We start from the raw sequence: 16,090 nt of genomic DNA, 5'->3' as shown, positions 1-16,090 counted from the left end.
GAGGTCTTCCCATGATCAACGTGACCAATCGTACCAATATTAACATGCGGTTTTGTTCGTTCAAACTTGCTCTTCGCCATTTGAGCTCTCCATTTTCCGTCCAAGCCAAGGACTAAGTTAAAAATTAATTACCAACCTGAAATTACGCGTATTTCTTTTGAATCTCCAAAGCAACAGCTGAAGGCACAGGCTCGTAATGATCAAACTGCATTGTATACTGCGCACGCCCCTGACTCATAGAGCGAAGAGTATTCACATAACCAAACATATTTGCCAAAGGAACCATTGCATTCACAACCGTTGCAATGCCGCGCGCTTCAGTTCCTGAAATCTGCCCCCGACGAGAATTGAGATCACCAATAACATCACCAACATAATCATCTGGAGTAACAACTTCCACCTTCATGATCGGTTCAAGAAGCTGTGCACCAGCCTTCTTTGCCCCATCACGAAAAGCCGCACGAGCAGCAATCTCAAAAGCCAAAACCGAAGAATCAACATCGTGATAGCCACCATCAATGAGAGTCGCTTTTACACCAAGCATAGGAAAGCCCGCAAGAGGACCTGACCCCATAACACTCTCAATCCCTTTTTGGACACCGGGAATATATTCTTTAGGAACAGCACCACCAACAATCTTTGACTCAAAAATAAAGTCATCACCATCATGAGGCTCAAAAACAATTTTCACACGAGCAAATTGACCTGCACCACCCGATTGTTTCTTATGCGTATAATCAATTTCCGCCATTTTAGTAATTGACTCACGATAAGCAACTTGAGGCTGCCCAACATTTGCTTCAACCTTAAACTCACGCCGCATACGATCAACAATAATATCAAGATGAAGCTCACCCATTCCAGCTATAATAGTCTGACCAGATTCCTCATCCGATTTAACACGAAATGAAGGATCTTCGGCTGCTAGACGGTTAAGAGCAATACCCATTTTTTCTTGATCTGCTTTTGTCTTCGGTTCAATTGCAATCTCAATAACAGGCTCTGGAAATTCCATCCTCTCCAAAATAACAGGTTTCAAAGGATCACAAAGAGTATCCCCTGTTGTCGTCTCCTTAAGTCCTGCAAGAGCAACAATATCACCAGCAAATGCTTCTTCAATATCCTCACGAGAATTTGAATGCATTTGAAGCATACGCCCCAAACGCTCTTTTTTCTTTTTCACAGTATTCTCAAGAGAAATACCTTTCTGAACTTTACCTGAGTAAATACGACAGAACGTCAATGAACCAACAAAAGGATCATTCATAATTTTAAAAGCAAGCATAGATAACGGAGCATCATCAGAAGATTCGCGTGTCGTCTCAGCCTCAGTCTTTACATCAATACCCTTAATCGCCGGAATATCAATTGGAGAAGGAAGATAGGAAACAACAGCATCCAAAAGTGGCTGCACCCCCTTGTTTTTAAAAGCCGTACCACAAAGAACCGGATGAAACTGAACTTCTACTGTCCCCCTACGAATGAGAGAAACAAGCTGCTCGTTGGTTGGCATAACACCTTCCAAATAAGCCTCTGTCGCAGCTTCATCAACCTCCACAGCCATCTCAATCAATTTCTCGCGATATTCTTCAGCTTTCTCCTTTAAATCAGAGGGAATTTCACTTATCACTGCCGAGGCACCAATAGAACCATCCCACTTTAAAGCCTTCATTTCTACAAGATCAACAACACCTTCAAAGTCATTTTCAGCACCAATCGGCAACTGCAAAACAAGCGCTTTAGCACCTAACCGAGAACCAACCATCTCCACACTACGATAAAAATCAGCTCCTATTTTGTCCATTTTATTAACAAAAACCATACGAGGCACGCGATACTTCTCAGCTTGCCGCCAAACAGTTTCCGTCTGAGGCTCCACACCAGCATTTGCATCCAACAAGGCTATTGCACCATCAAGAACACGCAAAGAGCGCTCAACTTCAATCGTAAAATCAACGTGCCCTGGCGTATCAATAATATTAAAGCGACGCTTCCGACCGTCCTGCCCTTCCCAAAACGTCGTTGTCGCAGCAGATGTAATCGTAATACCGCGCTCCTGCTCCTGCTCCATCCAATCCATTGTAGAAGCACCATCATGGGTCTCGCCAATTTTATGATTCTTACCGGTATAGAACAGAATACGTTCAGTCATCGTAGTCTTACCGGCATCAATATGCGCCATAATACCAAAATTACGATAATCTTCAATTTTATATTCGCGAGCCATTATATTTGCCTTAGTTTAAAACTTCTACCAGCGATAGTGAGAAAAAGCACGATTAGCTTCAGCCATACGATGAACATCTTCACGCTTTTTCACGGCAGAACCACGATTATTAGCCGCATCCATCAATTCACCAGATAAACGCTCAATCATCGTCGTTTCATTTCGACCACGTGCCGCCGCAATCAACCAACGAATAGCAAGAGCCTGACGACGATCAGGACGAACATCAATCGGAACTTGATAAGTAGCGCCACCAACACGGCGTGAACGAACCTCAATGTGAGGAGCAACATTCTCTAAAGCTCGATGAAATAGAGCCACAGGATCTGTTTTTACTCTTTTTTCTACAGAATCGAGCGCACCATAAACAATACGCTCTGCAACTGATTTTTTACCATCAAACATAATGGCATTCATAAATTTCATAATAACCAAATCACCAAATTTTGGATCTGGATTAATCTCACGCTTTTCTGCTCTATGACGACGGGACATTGGCTTTGTCTCTCAATATTATTTTGGACGCTTTGCGCCATACTTTGAACGACGCTGTTTACGATTCTTGACACCCTGCGTATCAAGCAAACCACGAATAATGTGATAACGAACTCCTGGCAAATCTTTCACACGACCACCACGAATCATTACAACAGAGTGCTCTTGAAGATTATGTCCCTCTCCAGGAATATAACCAATCACCTCGAATCCATTCGTCAAGCGAATTTTAGCAACTTTACGAAGAGCAGAATTAGGTTTCTTCGGTGTTGTCGTATAAACACGCGTACAAACACCACGCTTCTGCGGATTCGACTGCAGAGCAGGAACCTTATTACGTTTAACTGGCGCTACACGCGGCTTGCGAATCAACTGGTTTACGGTAGGCATGCAACCTTCCTCTTTTCGATCTACATTCGTCTCACCCAATCGGGCTTTTCTATTTTCATCTCTATCCACCCCAACAAAATCGGAGCAGATATCTAAGTCTACACACAAAATCGGGCACACCTGCAAAAAACAGTTTACCCGACCATAAGCAGAGAAGGCAATAGCCTTTTGCACTAGCATTTGCTTTTAATCTTCTTAACACCTGTGAATAATCCGGTTCATATCCAAAACACCTGATTACATTCACATCGGTTATGTCCATCTCTAATAGCGAGAACACGTACATTCGTCAAGAACTAAACAGCAGAAAGTTTTTAAAAATGAAAATAAATTAAATTTTAAAGCTTTAAATTTGCTTTTACCGCTACTCTTGATAAATCAATTTACCATAAGTAATATCCCCTATAAATAAAAAAGTAGCGATATGACTGTAGTAAAACATAGCAGTAAATTGAATTGCATATTTGATATCTAATGATGAGCACCATGAAAATAGCAACGTGGAATATTGCTGGAATAAAAGCGCGACATGAAACATTATGTCAATGGCTGCAGCAAAGCCAACCGGACATAGTCTGTTTACAGGAAATTAAAAGTATTGATGAAAATTTTCCACGCGATACAATTGAAAATTTAGGTTACCATATAGAAACACACGGACAAAAAAGTTTTAATGGCGTTGCGATTCTCTCTAAAAAAACACCAGATGAAGTGATCCGTCGATTACCAGGCAATGATAATGATAAACAAACACGTTACATTGAAGCTGTTTATTCAACAAACAAAGGTGTTGTTCGTGTTGCATCTCTCTATTTGCCAAATGGGAATCCTATTGAGAGTGAAAAATATTCCTATAAGATAGAATGGATGGAAAGATTATATACACATGCAAAATCATTGCTTGCGTATGAAGAACCTCTTATTCTAGCAGGTGATTATAATGTCATCCCCACTCCATTAGATGCAAAAAAACCTCAAGAATGGTATCAAGATGCCTTATTTCTTGGAGAAACAAGAAAAGCATTCCAACGTATTCTTCATTTAGGTTTTTATGATGCTATCCGGAATGTCACCGATACTCCCTCCTTCAGTTTTTGGGATTTTCAGGCAGGTGCTTGGCCTAAGAATAATGGGATTCGCATTGATCATTTATTATTATCACCAGAAGCTGTTGATCAATTAATTTGCGCTCATAGCCAAACAGAAGTAAGGGGATATCAAAAACCATCCGACCACGTTCCTGTTTGGATTCACCTTAATATCAATTAAGAAAGTAAAATCCTCATTTCATGAGACAACAAAAAAATTCCACTCAAAAATAATAACTATGCTACAGCATATAAACAGTATATCTTAAGCAAATAAAATAAAAATAAATGAATGGAGGACATAAATGAAGAAATCATTATTAATGCTTATTGCAGCAACGGCCATTGGATTCTCAAGTTTCGCGCATGCTGAACATGATACTCTTGAAAAAATAAAACGAACAGGGGAAATTACTTTAGGTGTCCGTGAATCATCTGGTTTAGCCTACGCCCTTGGTAATAATAAATATGTAGGTTTTCATACAGAAATGGCAGAACGGATCATTGATGATATCTCAAAAAAAATTGGTAAACCAATTAAAGTTCATTATCTTCCCATCACTTCTCAAAATAGAATTCCTCTCTTAAAAAATAAAACCTATGATTTTGAGTGCGGCTCAACAACACATGATATTGCCCGCAGTAAAGAAGCAGCATTTGCTTATACGACATACATTGAAGAGGTTCGGATTGCTGTAAAGAAAAACTCTAACATTAAATCTCTTGAGGATTTAAATGGAAAAACAGTTGCAACGACCACCGGTACAACATCTGTTCAACTTATTCGTAAAAATAAACGTGCAAAAAACATTCAGTTTAAAGTTTTAAAGGGGAAAGATCACGGAGATAGTTTTTTATTATTAGAATCTGGTAAGGCAGATGCTTTTGTCATGGACGCTTCAATTCTTGCTGGACATATTGCTAAATCAAAGAATCCATCTGATTATGTCATTCTTGATACTGTACTTTCAGTCGAACCTATTGCCTGTATGCTCAGATTAAATGACAAAAAATTTGAACAAACAATCAACGATAGTATCGTACGTCAGATTAAAGATGAATCACTGGAAAAGCTTTATAATAAGTGGTTTATGAAACCGATCCCACCTGCTAACACTGTTATGAACCTTCCCTTATCAAAACAAACAAGATATGCTTGGGATCACCCAAATAATAAGCCTCGAGAAAGCTACGCAGAAAAAGATTTATAGAGTTTAATAAAGAAGAACCACACTCTTTTGAAATTGAGTGTGGTTTATATTTTAATTCACTTTTTAATAAATCTGGACTATGTAGATGCGCGTGGTTTATTGTCCTATTTGTGAATGACTAATTTGAGGGAATATCAATTAATGGACTTTTCTTTCCTTTGTAGAGATGACCTTACTCAAACATTGGTAACAGGATGCTTGGGAACTCCCGGCGTAAGTCATACCTATTTAGATACACTTCTCGATGGCTTAAAAAATACAATTATATTGTCTATCACTTCACTTATATTAGCTGTATTGTGTGGTGTTATTATAGGAACAATGCGCACTTTACCCAAAACATCCATAATCAATTATATATTTCGCACTATCGGTACTATTTGGGTAGAGATTATGCGTAATATTCCCCTCCTTGTACAAGTGTTTTTGTGGTATTTTGTTGTTCCGAAGATTTATCCACCAGCGATGAAATTTTCCCCCATTCTCTTAATAACATGCGCATTGGGATTCTTTACATCTGCACGCATTGCTGAACAGGTTCGTTCAGGCATTGAAGCGATTCCTTCTGGACAACGCTATGCTGCTATGGCAATGGGATTTACAACTTATCAAAGTTATCGCTATATTATACTACCACGTGCTATACGTGCAATTATGCCACCTCTTACTTCAGAAGCAATGGGGATTGTGAAAAATTCATCTATAGCATTCGCCGTTTCAATAAATGAGCTCATGCAATTTCAATACCAAACAATTGAAGAAGTAAGCCATGTTTACGAAAATTATTTGCTTGTTACGATCCTTTATATTCTAATAGCCTTATTCGTATTCATTGTGATGACAGTCATTGAACAAATACTCAAAATTCCTAATTTTCAAACAAAGGGAAATTGAATATGGTGAATTTCATAAGCTCTCAGTTTGGACTTTATTTTCCTTTCAATTTTTCCGACTTTGATTTTTCCTTTTTTACCTTTGATGTATTTCGTTCTTACATTTTATCAGGTTTACTCTTTAGCGTTTTTCTAACTCTTTTTGCAACGGTATTGGGGTTTGTTTTCGGCACACTTTTAGCAATGATGCGCCTTTCTTCCATAAAACTTCTTTCTTGGTTTGCAATCAGTTACATAACAGCTATGCGTTCAATACCACTTGTGATGGTTATCTTATGGTTTTTCGTGCTTCTGCCTTTTTTAACTGGTATATCCATTGGTGCAAATAAATCAGCACTCATTACCTTTACCGCATTTGAAACGGCTTATTTTGCTGAGATTATGCGTGCTGGAATCAATTCAGTTCCGCAAGGACAAAAATATGCAGGACAAGCTCTTGGAATGACATATTGGCAAAGTATGTACATTGTCATTCTTCCTCAAGCCTTTAGAGATATGCTTCCAGTCTTTTTAACACAAGTTATTATCCTTTTTCAGGATACAACCCTTGTTTATGCCATCAGTGGTCATAGCCTTTTGAATGGTTTTGATATTGCTGCTAATAATTTTGGTGTAAAGCAAGAAGCTTATATCTTAGCAGCTATTTTCTATTTTGTTATCTGTTTTACACTGTCACAAATAGTTTTGTATTTACAAAAAAAAGTATCCATTATTCGCTAACAGGAAAAAAAATGTCTACTCATATGATCGAAATAAAAAATGTTTCTAATTGGTATGGCGAAATTAAAGTCCTTAAAAACTGTACAACCAACATTAATAAAGGAGAAGTCGTTGTCGTTTGTGGTCCATCAGGCTCAGGAAAGTCAACACTCATTAAAACTATTAACGCTCTCGTCCCTTTTCAAAAAGGTGAAATTTGGATTAATGGAATACCAGTTCATTCAAAAAAAACGAATCTGCCTAAATTGCGAAGTCAGGTAGGAATGGTGTTTCAACACTTCGAGCTTTTCCCCCATTTATCTGTCACAGAAAATTTGACAATTGCACAAATCAAAGTCCTAAAACGAAGCAAAAAAGAAGCACTTGAACGTGGATTGTTATATCTTGAACGCGTTGGACTCATTGAACACAAAGATAAATATCCTGGTCAACTTTCTGGAGGGCAACAACAACGTGTTGCTATTGCACGTGCCTTAACTATGGATCCACTTGTCATGCTTTTTGATGAACCAACATCTGCTCTAGATCCTGAAATGGTAGGTGAAGTACTCGATGTCATGATTAGCTTAGCAGAAGAAGGTATGACGATGATTTGTGTAACCCATGAAATGGGATTTGCACAAAAAGTATCGGAGCGTGTTATTTTCATAGATCAAGGAACAATTCTTGAAGACTGCTCATCTAAAGAGTTCTTTTCTGATCCGCAAGCAAGAAAACCGAGAACGCAAGAATTTTTGTCTAAAATCCTAAGTCATTAGCCGTTAGATTATCAAAAAAAGCTATCTTTACTATGAACTTGTATACAAGAAAACAGAGTTTAATATAAGATGAGAGAATGTAAAAATATTACAATCAGATGTTTAAAAACTGTTATTCTTTAAAATCTCAACAACCAGTGAAATTGCTGTACGTCTCTCAGATTCATTACAAAGAGCAAAAGCCTCTTCTTGCAAAGGGTGAATCCAATTTTCGTCTTTTACGTTAGCTTTTTATAGGCAGCAGTTAACATTGCTGCCCCACGGACAATTTTTCCTTCTTTAAGCAGTATATTTCCAAGCATTGCTTGGGCAGAAGGATTTTCTTTTTTTGCTGAAAGTTGAAACCATCGTGCTGCTTGTATAAGATTTTTCTCCCTTCCCTCTCCCTTTAAAAATATTTTTCCTAAATGATACTGAGCTTTAGGATTTCCATAGTTTACCGCAGCCTGCATATAAAGATGAGAAGCATAAGAAGGATCAGGTTTCACAGGTGATTGAGGAATACCTTTTTTATATATCCGGCAAGTTTAATCAATGCATCAGAAACATAACTTTCATCCTCTGAACCAAGATCAGCACCTTTTTCAACAATATATGCAAAAAAATTATATGCCTTATAATCATTTTTAGGGACACCATCACCGTTTGCATAGATAGAGCCAAGTTTCCAATTCGCACCAATATAGCCTCTCTTAGCAGCACAACGTAATGCTGCAATAGCCTGAGTTATATGCCCATTTTTATAAACAGACATGCCACGTTTTAAAAAATAAAACGAACCATCATTCGCTTCTTGCAAGCTATTGACATCTATTACATAAACAGTCGAAAAGAATCCCTCTAAAATCACAACAATCGTGACTTTTTTCCATATCTGAAACCTATTAACCATTCCCCCTACCTCAATTTTAATGATTATATCTGTTACAAATTTCTTTGTAGATATTTAAACTCTTTTTCTTAGTAAGAAGCATACGCAATTTTAAAGTAAAAATTTTAAAAGAAAAAACAAATAGATAAAAACCATCCAATAGGATTTATCGATCTTAAAATTTTATACGTATGAGCAAAAATCGTTCAATAGAATAACGTGCATTAAACAGCAACTTGAGAACGAAGAGAATACATGATGAATGGTAAACGTTTGAGTATAAAAAACAATACGAAAGATGGATAAATATAATGATGATAGTTAACTTATAACTTCACGACTGCCTTACCACCTTAAAGATGCAGTTTTTTGCCTCCGTCAATCTATAAACAATACAGCTTTTTGTTTAACGGATTGCACCTAACATCATTTCACATGGGGTTACTTCATACTTTACACACAAGTTTTACCTCAGAATACTCACCACTACATACAAAAAATACCACATATGTAATTTTACATGCCTTATATTGCTACTCTAAATGATGATATTTTACAGAAATAAAACAAGATATTGATTTTAATGATACTTTACCATTTTGCATGTTGAATGAGGACCTCGAATATCGTAAGATTCTCTCATTCCAAACTTGTTCCATGTTAAATCAATCAAAACCATCCGCTTGCACATTACAAGTAGAGAGAGCTATGTGGATAAAAACTCTGTGTAAGAAAGAACTAAAAATGCCTCTTACGAACGGTTTGAGCTAAGGGTTGTCCGGATATTGGACAAAATGGTGCCCCCAGCGCTTGTTACTTCACAAGCATAAAGAAGGGAAGCTCAATAGATTTACCGTTATACCATTCATGATCTACGTCGTGGAATAGGCTTGGATGCCTTAAAAGATGTCTCTTTAATGATAAACATAAAACAATGGATTTCAGTAGAGATTTTATGATCGTTCATGAAAAACTAACAAAAGAAAAAGTTTCCTTTTAAAGAAGATCTATACTAGCCCTACTGGTATGCAATTATCTATCAAAAAAATAAAAAGTTGAAATCAATCTAACCGCTCTAAAGCAACAAATATTTTTTTCTGCGCTGCACGCAGTTCTACAACCCTGTTCCGCTCACGCTCAACAATTTCTGCTTTTGCATTTGCTATAAATTTGGGATTGTTTAATTTAAGCGATATTTTTTCAATATCTTGTTCAATTTTACTGACATCCTTCCTCAAACGAACACGTTCAGCCTCCAAATCAATCAACTGTCCTAATGGTAAACAAAAAACAGCCTCTCCCAAAATCATTTGTGCTGATATTTCCGGAACTTTATCAGAGAAATCAATAACTTCAATACGCGCTAATTTTTTTAGAAGTGCATCATAACGCTTCACACGCTCTCGCGTTACTTCCCCTCCTTCAACAACAACAAGAGGTGCTTGTGTCGCCACTGGAATATTCATTTCAAAACGTACAGACCGAATCCCTGTGACGACATCAATAAGCCAATTAATATCATCAGCAGCTTCTTCATCTATCAATGTTTCCTCTGGCCATTTTGTCAATGCGAGCATATCCTCACGCTTGATGGCTTGCGTTTCTGTAAGATACCACAACTCTTCCGTCATATAAGGCATAAAAGGATGAAGAAGTTTATAAACTTCATCTAAAACCCAAGCAGTACAAGCTTGAGCCTCATTTTTAGCATCTTCATTTTCCCCCTGAAAAATAGGTTTGAGAAGCTCCAAATACCAATCACATAATGTATTCCAAATGAAACGGTAAAGAGTGGCAGCTGACTCATTAAATTTATAGTGTTCAATACCAGTCGTAACTGCTGAAATCGTTTTAGATAACTCTGTTAAAATCCAACGATTAAGCGCCAGTTTTGCTTGTTCTGGTTTAAAAGCTGGATCATGCTTCACACCATTCATCTGTGCAAATCGGGTAGCATTCCACAATTTCGTAGCAAAATTACGATAACCAGCAATACGGGAAACATCAAGTTTTACATCACGACCTTGTGCTGCCATAATAGCTAAAGTAAATCGAAGTGCATCAGCACTATATTGATCAATAAGCTCTAAGGGATCAATAATATTTCCCTTTGATTTTGACATCTTTGCACCCTTTTGATCCCGTACAAGAGCATGCACATAAACCGTTGGGAAAGGAACGTCACCCATAAAGTGAAGTCCCATCATCATCATACGAGCAACCCAGAAAAAAATAATATCAAATCCTGTCACAGATAAAGATGTTGGGTAAAAAGTAGATAATTCAGTCGTTTTATTTGGCCATCCTAATGTTGAAAAAGGCCAAAGAGCTGATGAAAACCAAGTATCTAAAACATCCGGATCACGGATTAATTCAACAACCTCACCATAATGAGCAAAAGCTGAATCTAAAGCCTCTTTTTCACTTTTTTCAACAAAAACCGTTCCATCAGGACCATACCAAGCAGGAATCTGATGTCCCCACCATAATTGGCGAGAAATGCACCAAGGTTGAATATTTTCCATCCAATTGAAGTACGTCTTTTTCCAGTTATCTGGAACGAACTGCGTTTTGCCTTGTTGAACAGCCTCTATCGCTGGCTTTGCTAATTCAGCAGCATGAACATACCATTGATCTGTCAAAAAAGGCTCAATAGGGACACCACTGCGATCTCCATGAGGAACCATATGGGTATGATCATCAACAGAAGCTAAATATCCCTGTTCTTCCATCAAAGAAACAATCTTCTGGCGAGCAACAAAACGATCAGATTTATCGAGATTTTCTACTAACATTTTTAATTCATCTGATAAAATCAAACCATCGAAAAATGCTTCATTTTCACGAAGAAAAATCTCGGCTTGCTGGGTAAAAATATTGATCAAGCGTAAATGATTACGCTGTCCTACTTCAAAGTCATTAAAGTCATGAGCTGGTGTGATTTTTACAGCACCACTTCCAGCCTCAGGATCAGCATGGCTATCACCAACAATTAATAACTTACGACCAACAAGCGGCAAAAGAGCATTTTTACCGATAAGATGTTTATAACGCTCATCTTCAGGATTAACAGCAATTCCTGTATCACCAAGCATTGTTTCTGGTCGTGTTGTCGCCACTGTTATATAAGTTGTCGCATCATTTGGATCAAAAATTTTACCTTCAAGTGGATATCTAAAGTGCCACAAATGTCCTTGAACTTCTTTTTGCTCAACTTCAAGATCTGAAATAGCTGTCAACAATTTAGGATCCCAATTGACGAGGCGCTTATCCCTATATATCAACCCTTGCTTATAAAGCGTGACAAAGACTTCACGAACCGCCTGCGACAACCCCTCATCCATTGTAAACCGCTCACGCGACCAATCACATGAAACCCCAAGGCGACGCAACTGGTTTGCAATAACGCCTCCAGTTTCATAACGCCATTCCCAAATACGCTCAATAAACTTTTCTCTCCCCATTTCTTGACGCGTTGGCTCTTGGCGTTCTGCAAGTTGACGCTCCACTACCATTTGCGTAGCAATTCCAGCATGATCCATACCAGGCTGCCACAACACATTTCTGCCACGCATCCGCTGAAATCTAACTATTATATCTTGAATTGTCGTATTGAGCGCATGCCCCATATGAAGTGAGCCCGTAACATTAGGAGGAGGAAGCATAACGCAAAAAGGTTCTGCACCGCTTTTAGAACCAGCTCCCGCTTTAAAAGCCCCACGAGTCTCCCATCTCTTTGCAACCCGTTGCTCTATAGAGGCAGCATCATAGTTTTTTTCTAACATTCTATCCATCCATAACGCCGCTGAAAAACACAATATATGATCAAAACCTGATCAGAATCTCGTGAATCTCAGCCATTCACTAGAGAGCTCGCAAAATCGCAAACAAAATCCCCATAAAATGAAAAACATAAAAATAATTAAGACGATTTTTTAATCGCCTTCACAATCTCTTCACGCAAAATATCTTCCAGCAAAATAGGCAATTTAGACTGTAACCATTCTGCTATAGCCGGACGCAACACATCCTTTGCAATCTTTTCTGCAGAAGAAATACAATATGCAGACAATTCCACATGACCATCCCTTCCTGCGTCTGACTGTGATTTCCTTATCTCATCTTCATATTCTTTTGCTTTATAAACAGAATTCCGTTCTTCAGAAGAAAGCTTCATCTTTTGCATATCCATACCAACTGTATTATTTTCTGCCTCTATATCCTCTTTTTCTTGCGTTATCTTCCCCCCTTGATTTTCAGAAGAAAGACCAATACGATCAGCTAAAGCTTTCATAGCATCATCAACCGATAAGGTTGTATCATAAATACCCTCGGATGCAACTTCTGAAGCATTCACTGCAACATCTTCATTTAAAAAGTGATCAGATTGAACCGCATTTTCTTCGATTATTTCACGAATAGATGTTAAAATTTCATCCATACTTGGCTCACGTAACACGCTTGAACTCTGTACCATACTTTACAACCTCTCAAAGACGCAACAACAAATAGAATCATATTTTCAGTGTATGCAAAAGAATTATAAGATCAACATGCCTCCTACGATATTTTCAAATATGCTTGTCATAAAGAGGGCGCTACACACAGTTTTCTACACTTAGTAAAAATAATATCTCGCCGCAATATCTTTCAACATATTCAACTGTTGATTTACTAATCTTTTAAAAACTAAAATAATTTAATAAGATTCAAAGAGATACTTTTATGTATTATCGGATATATTTAATTGTTTTTAAACCTAAATAACTTGCAGTCAATTTACCAATAGAAGATTGAACACTATAGCTCGCCACAACAGCATTACGCTCTGCCATTGCAAGCGCAATCTGAGCATTAATCAATAGAGTACGAGAATTTAAAACATCCAGCGTCGTTGCTTGCCCTACGCGATTTTCTTGAACACGACCTTTCAGAGCAATTTCAGCAGCACGAACACTTTCACGGTAAGCAACAACAGATGAGCGTGCGCCCTCCAACTGAAACCAAGCAGAAGTAAGTGCTTGTCGCGTATTACTATGCGCCAAATCGAGTTGAAGCTGCGCCTGTCCAAGCTGTTCCCTTGATTGGCGAATTTGCGCAGACGTACGCCCTCCTTCAAAGATTGGGACACTTACTGACAACCCTATCGATTTAGAAACGCCATCTTCTCCAACCCCGCTGTAGATTCGATTATAAGATGCAGTTGCAGAAAAATCAACTTTAGGGAGCAATGCCCCTTCTTTCGCCTTTACATTATAAACACTCGCATCGACTAAATATTTAGCATAAAGGATTGCTGGATGCATCACAACGCTCATTTGGTAAGCCATATCAAGGTTGACGGGAAAATCTTTGGCTACAGGTGGGCGTTTTAACTTTTCAGGATCAGAACCAATAACTTGTCGATACACTGCCTCTGCTGCTTTTACATCAGAACGAGCAAGACTCAGCTCTGAAACCGCCACGGAACGTGCAGCTTGAGCTTGAGCAAGATCAACATGCCCTCCTTCACCCACATCAAATTTTGCTTTATTTGAACGAACTTGTTCCTCAAGAGCTGCCAAATTTTCTCTCCGAAGATCGGCAACACGACGTGCGTGATAGACATTAGCATAAGCGGTCACCGCCTCCAGAAACGTATTTTGTTCAACATTACGAAGATATTCACGCTGGGCCTGCAACTTAACTTGAGCTGAAGAAAAGATATTTTGCGTGATAAAACCATCAAATAATCTTTGATTTAATCTCACTCCTATAGATCCAGAAGTGACATAAGGACCTGTAAAAGACTTATTGCGCCCATAGTTCCCAACCCCCTCAACCTGTGGCAATAGCCCCGATCGCGCAATGACAACATCATCACTGGATATACGCACAGCTGCACGTTCACTATTCAACTTAGCATTATATTTATAAGCCTTAGAAAAGGCATCCATCAATGTTTCAGCACAAACAGCCTCTGATAGAAAAACACTCAACACCAGCAATAAACACGCCTGAAACTTCTTGTTTACTCTAAACATAATACACACAATAACAAACCCCAAATAAATTACAAAATTATCTTTTATTCACAAAACAAACAAGCACTAAAACACAAAACCAGGTGTTTTGAAAAAACAAGGAAGAGGCTTTACAGCGAGGTTAAAAGCACGACGAGCCGAGATGATCCCATCTTCTTTTATATAGATTTGTGCAACAGCAGCATTTCCATGCCCTTCAACCACAACAAGACGTCCACAGTCTTTCATTTGATCAAAGATACCTTGAGGAATAAAATCAACAGATCCCTCAATGAAAATCACGTCATAAGGTCCCTCAACGGCATATCCTTTCTCTAATGGACCATGAACGACAACCACATTATCACATTGATTCCGTTCTAAAGCTTCAAGAGCACGTTCAAAGAGAGATTTATCACTTTCCAGCGCAATCACAGACCCTGCAAGTTTTGCAAGCAACGCTGCACAATAACCACTATTTGCACCAATATCTAAAACAACATCTGATGATTTTACAGCGGCAAGCTGTAGTAATTTCGCTAGAGACGCAGGTTTCATCAAATAGCGTGCAGGAACCCCATCTTGCTCTGGACATAGAACAATATCAGTATCAAGATAACTTAACACTTTCATATCTTCCGATACAAAATCTTCACGAGATACCGTTAAAAAGGCTTCAAGAACTGATAAATCCGTTACATCGACTGTACGAATTTGATTGTCAACCATTTTGCGACGAAGCTCAGCAAAATCTGCAACCATAACGAATATTTTCTCCTAACCTACAAAAAACAAACAAAACAGCGACAATAAGGGATAAAGATCTCTTAAACTATGGGCGTTACAAAAAAGGATACTACAGTCAACAATTAGATTTTAACTGTATAATCTCTCATACAAAAGTGTCTTCACAAGAATAGAGGGAAATAATCTATTTTCCTATACCTCATCTCCCTTAAAAGCCGTTTCGTTTAAAATCGGCTGGAGGCCTCGCCCGGAATCGAACCGGGATACAAGGATTTGCAGTCCTCTGCGTAACCATTCCGCCACGAGGCCTCGTCAACAAACATAAAGGTTTCAATAAGGGAAGGCAACGCATCCGTCAAGGTGTAGAAATATTCTCTCGCCTTTTTTCCTCTTATTACACAATTTATCATATTTTTTTAAAAAAAGTAATTTTATCCTTTGCAAATCAGTATTGCTTTGCTATAGCCTTTTCAACGAGATGATTGGGCACCATTCCCCGGTAGCTCAGCGGTAGAGCAACCGGCTGTTAACCGGTTGGTCGCTGGTTCGAATCCGGCCCGGGGAGCCACTTTTCTTTTATTCCACGTAGTTTATTGTTTTTTCTAAATGTAGCTTGCCAGCGGGTTTTGTATAATTTGCCACTAGGTTTTGTACCAATTTATTTTTTTTCAAAGAGTTTTTAAGGGGT

12 protein-coding genes, 2 tRNA genes and 2 pseudogenes are annotated in these 16,090 nt (G+C 38.3%); 6 read left to right on the top strand and 10 right to left on the bottom strand.

The window, feature by feature from the left end; genetic code table 11:
* From ACFIK4_RS00560 to rpsL, 4 genes and pseudogenes are all read right to left on the bottom strand, one after another.
* Positions 1–80 (bottom strand): annotated as a pseudogene (locus tag ACFIK4_RS00560) (elongation factor Tu); the annotation flags it as partial.
* 62 nt (positions 81–142) lie between these two features.
* Positions 143–2,227 (bottom strand): elongation factor G, encoded by a 2,085-nt coding sequence (gene fusA, locus ACFIK4_RS00555; protein ID WP_375607436.1) that lies wholly within the window; start codon positions 2,225–2,227, stop codon positions 143–145.
* A gap of 24 nt (positions 2,228–2,251) precedes the next feature.
* Positions 2,252–2,722, bottom strand: coding sequence for a 30S ribosomal protein S7 (gene rpsG, locus ACFIK4_RS00550; RefSeq protein WP_015856589.1), 471 nt, complete (start codon positions 2,720–2,722; stop codon positions 2,252–2,254).
* Between the two features lie 18 nt (positions 2,723–2,740).
* Positions 2,741–3,112, bottom strand: a complete 372-nt coding sequence (rpsL, locus tag ACFIK4_RS00545; protein ID WP_005773262.1) for a 30S ribosomal protein S12 — start codon at positions 3,110–3,112, stop codon at positions 2,741–2,743.
* A gap of 486 nt (positions 3,113–3,598) precedes the next feature.
* Between rpsL and xth the strand changes: the two genes are divergently transcribed.
* The 5 genes from xth to ACFIK4_RS00520 all read left to right on the top strand — a co-directional run bounded on the left by xth (position 3,599) and on the right by ACFIK4_RS00520 (position 7,782).
* Positions 3,599–4,381: an exodeoxyribonuclease III gene (gene xth / locus ACFIK4_RS00540; protein ID WP_375668574.1), complete on the top strand. Its 783-nt coding sequence runs from the start codon at positions 3,599–3,601 to the stop codon at positions 4,379–4,381.
* A gap of 124 nt (positions 4,382–4,505) precedes the next feature.
* On the top strand, positions 4,506–5,411 hold the full coding sequence (locus ACFIK4_RS00535) for a transporter substrate-binding domain-containing protein (protein ID WP_375612441.1): 906 nt from the start codon (positions 4,506–4,508) through the stop codon (positions 5,409–5,411).
* Positions 5,412–5,552: 141 nt separating this feature from the next.
* Entirely contained in the window at positions 5,553–6,305 is a 753-nt protein-coding gene (locus ACFIK4_RS00530) for an amino acid ABC transporter permease (RefSeq protein WP_375612442.1), read from the top strand.
* A gap of 2 nt (positions 6,306–6,307) precedes the next feature.
* Positions 6,308–7,024, top strand: a complete 717-nt coding sequence (locus tag ACFIK4_RS00525; protein ID WP_375612443.1) for an amino acid ABC transporter permease — start codon at positions 6,308–6,310, stop codon at positions 7,022–7,024.
* A gap of 11 nt (positions 7,025–7,035) precedes the next feature.
* Entirely contained in the window at positions 7,036–7,782 is a 747-nt protein-coding gene (locus ACFIK4_RS00520; RefSeq protein WP_273791447.1) for an amino acid ABC transporter ATP-binding protein, read from the top strand.
* 102 nt (positions 7,783–7,884) lie between these two features.
* Here the strand turns inward: ACFIK4_RS00520 and ACFIK4_RS00515 are convergent.
* The 6 genes and pseudogenes from ACFIK4_RS00515 to ACFIK4_RS00490 form a co-directional block, all read right to left on the bottom strand.
* Positions 7,885–8,674: pseudogene (locus ACFIK4_RS00515) on the bottom strand (tetratricopeptide repeat protein).
* Between the two features lie 1,040 nt (positions 8,675–9,714).
* A complete protein-coding gene (locus tag ACFIK4_RS00510) occupies positions 9,715–12,438 on the bottom strand; it encodes a valine--tRNA ligase (RefSeq protein WP_375628895.1) in 2,724 nt (907 codons plus the stop codon).
* A gap of 137 nt (positions 12,439–12,575) precedes the next feature.
* A complete protein-coding gene (locus ACFIK4_RS00505) occupies positions 12,576–13,130 on the bottom strand; it encodes a DUF2497 domain-containing protein (RefSeq protein ID WP_375612445.1) in 555 nt (184 codons plus the stop codon).
* A gap of 253 nt (positions 13,131–13,383) precedes the next feature.
* Entirely contained in the window at positions 13,384–14,676 is a 1,293-nt protein-coding gene (locus ACFIK4_RS00500) for a TolC family outer membrane protein (protein WP_375613721.1), read from the bottom strand.
* Between the two features lie 66 nt (positions 14,677–14,742).
* Positions 14,743–15,417, bottom strand: a complete 675-nt coding sequence (locus ACFIK4_RS00495; RefSeq protein WP_375613722.1) for a protein-L-isoaspartate O-methyltransferase — start codon at positions 15,415–15,417, stop codon at positions 14,743–14,745.
* Between the two features lie 220 nt (positions 15,418–15,637).
* Positions 15,638–15,711: transfer RNA gene (locus tag ACFIK4_RS00490), tRNA-Cys, on the bottom strand.
* Between the two features lie 184 nt (positions 15,712–15,895).
* On the opposite strand from ACFIK4_RS00490, the gene ACFIK4_RS00485 reads away from it, so the two are divergent.
* Positions 15,896–15,970: transfer RNA gene (locus ACFIK4_RS00485), tRNA-Asn, on the top strand.
* Positions 15,971–16,090: the final 120 nt, after the last annotated feature.

The organism is Bartonella sp. AP9QHHD (genome assembly GCF_042195625.1).
Classification (GTDB): domain Bacteria; phylum Pseudomonadota; class Alphaproteobacteria; order Rhizobiales; family Rhizobiaceae; genus Bartonella.
This window is presented reverse-complemented; position numbering and strand designations above follow the sequence as displayed.

What these genes read in the sequence shown, in the direction of transcription:
- fusA (WP_375607436.1), bottom strand. Translation starts at nt 2,227, where the DNA reads ATGGCTCGCGAATATAAAATTGAAGATTATCGTAATTTTGGTATTATG.
- rpsG (WP_015856589.1), bottom strand. Translation starts at nt 2,722, where the DNA reads ATGTCCCGTCGTCATAGAGCAGAAAAGCGTGAGATTAATCCAGATCCA.
- ACFIK4_RS00505 (WP_375612445.1), bottom strand. Translation starts at nt 13,130, where the DNA reads ATGGTACAGAGTTCAAGCGTGTTACGTGAGCCAAGTATGGATGAAATT.
- ACFIK4_RS00525 (WP_375612443.1), top strand. Translation starts at nt 6,308, where the DNA reads ATGGTGAATTTCATAAGCTCTCAGTTTGGACTTTATTTTCCTTTCAAT.
- ACFIK4_RS00535 (WP_375612441.1), top strand. Translation starts at nt 4,506, where the DNA reads ATGAAGAAATCATTATTAATGCTTATTGCAGCAACGGCCATTGGATTC.
- ACFIK4_RS00495 (WP_375613722.1), bottom strand. Translation starts at nt 15,417, where the DNA reads ATGGTTGCAGATTTTGCTGAGCTTCGTCGCAAAATGGTTGACAATCAA.
- ACFIK4_RS00530 (WP_375612442.1), top strand. Translation starts at nt 5,553, where the DNA reads ATGGACTTTTCTTTCCTTTGTAGAGATGACCTTACTCAAACATTGGTA.
- ACFIK4_RS00500 (WP_375613721.1), bottom strand. Translation starts at nt 14,676, where the DNA reads ATGTTTAGAGTAAACAAGAAGTTTCAGGCGTGTTTATTGCTGGTGTTG.
- ACFIK4_RS00510 (WP_375628895.1), bottom strand. Translation starts at nt 12,438, where the DNA reads ATGTTAGAAAAAAACTATGATGCTGCCTCTATAGAGCAACGGGTTGCA.
- rpsL (WP_005773262.1), bottom strand. Translation starts at nt 3,112, where the DNA reads ATGCCTACCGTAAACCAGTTGATTCGCAAGCCGCGTGTAGCGCCAGTT.
- xth (WP_375668574.1), top strand. Translation starts at nt 3,599, where the DNA reads ATGAAAATAGCAACGTGGAATATTGCTGGAATAAAAGCGCGACATGAA.
- ACFIK4_RS00520 (WP_273791447.1), top strand. Translation starts at nt 7,036, where the DNA reads ATGTCTACTCATATGATCGAAATAAAAAATGTTTCTAATTGGTATGGC.